Origin of the sequence: Rhizobium sp. ZW T2_16 (genome assembly GCF_044987325.1) — a bacterium.
GTDB classification, from domain to species: domain Bacteria; phylum Pseudomonadota; class Alphaproteobacteria; order Rhizobiales; family Rhizobiaceae; genus Neorhizobium; species Neorhizobium cellulosilyticum.
Genome location: NZ_JBJDRG010000062.1, coordinates 1 through 1,387, shown reverse-complemented (window position 1 = coordinate 1,387; position 1,387 = coordinate 1). Strand labels below are relative to the sequence as shown.

Annotated in this window: 1 protein-coding gene; it reads right to left on the bottom strand. The window is 57.6% G+C overall.

Features of this window, described 5'->3' with window-relative positions; all coding sequences use genetic code 11:
• Nucleotides 1-268: 268 nt before the first annotated feature.
• Entirely contained in the window at nucleotides 269-1,303 is a 1,035-nt protein-coding gene (locus tag ACI3K0_RS30710; protein ID WP_206829625.1) for an IS110 family transposase, read from the bottom strand.
• Between the last annotated feature and the right edge of the window lie 84 nt (nucleotides 1,304-1,387).

Sequence of the window (1,387 nt, the reverse complement as noted above, 5' to 3'; positions counted from 1 at the left end):
GCGCCATGTGTGGACGGCTCCGGTTTGGCAAGAGTTTTGTCGACTTTTTGCACGTTGCTGGTCGGAGCTGCCATGTGTCCGGCCTTTGGATGCGGCACAGAACGAGGCCGCTGGCCATAATGCTCTCCGCGGATTGGGTCCCGGTCAAAAGCCCGCGCTCGAAGCGCCTGGCGCAAAATGGGTTGTCCCTTTCCTTGGGCCGACTGGCGTAGGTGCGTTATAAGTCTCCTGCTCTTACCAACGACGTTCACGGCACATGCGCCGTGTATCAATTTCCGGCGGTGACCGGCACTATTCTATAGGGTTCATTCCGGCTCATGATTGCCCATGCAACCCGTGCCATTTTGTTGGCGAGCGCTACTGCGGCGACCTTCGTTGATCGGCGTTCCATCAATGAGACCAGCCAAGGATGGCGGGTATAGCCCAATAGCTTGGCTCGCTTGATCACCGCCATCGCGCCAACCACCAATAATTGCCGTAGATATCGGTTCCCAGCCTTGCTGATCCCGCCGAGTTTCTCCTTGCCGCCACTGGAGTTCTGTTTCGGGACTAGGCCAATCCAGGCACTCAGATCGCGACCGGAACGGAAGACGCCGGGGTCGGGAACGCTGGCAGCCAGTGCGGTTGCTACCAATGGACCAACACCTGGAATGCCTTCGAGCTTACGGCTGAGATCATGGGCGCGGTGCCACTTCATGATCTGCCGATCCAGTTCCAGTATTCGCTGCTTCAAGAGATCGACCTGGTCGGCCAAGGCGGCAAGACATGAACATGCTTCGGCTGGTATCTCAGGTTTCTCACCCTTGCGAATGAGATTGAGAAGCTCAATCAGCCCGTTACGACCGATCCCCGCAACAATACCGAACTCGGCGAGGTGGGCACGGACAGCGTTGATGGTCATCGTGCGCTGGCGAATAAACAGCATGCGGGTCCGATGAAGCATCAGGATCGATTGCTGATCGGCTGTCTTGATCGGAACAAAGCGCATGTTCGGCCGTGTCACGGCTTCGCATATCGCCTCAGCATCCGCCGCATCGTTTTTGTTGCGTTTGACGTAAGGCTTCACATAGCGCGGCGGCATAAGCCGCACTCGGTGCCCGAGTTTCTCCAGCTCACGACCCCAGTGATGCGCGGTTGCGCAAGCTTCTATACCAACAAGACAGGGGGTGAGGTTCGCAAAAAACTGAACGACGTAGCGGCGCTTCAATTGTCGGCGGACGAGGACCGCGCCGGTTGCGGAAATGGCGTGAACCTGGAACACCGACTTAGCAATGTCGACTCCAATCGTGGTAATCTCTTCCATGGATGGCTCCTCCCATGCGGTTCCTAACAGCACCGCGAATATGGCACATCGCGATGCCGGCGGAGGAGCCGTCCACAGCATCAA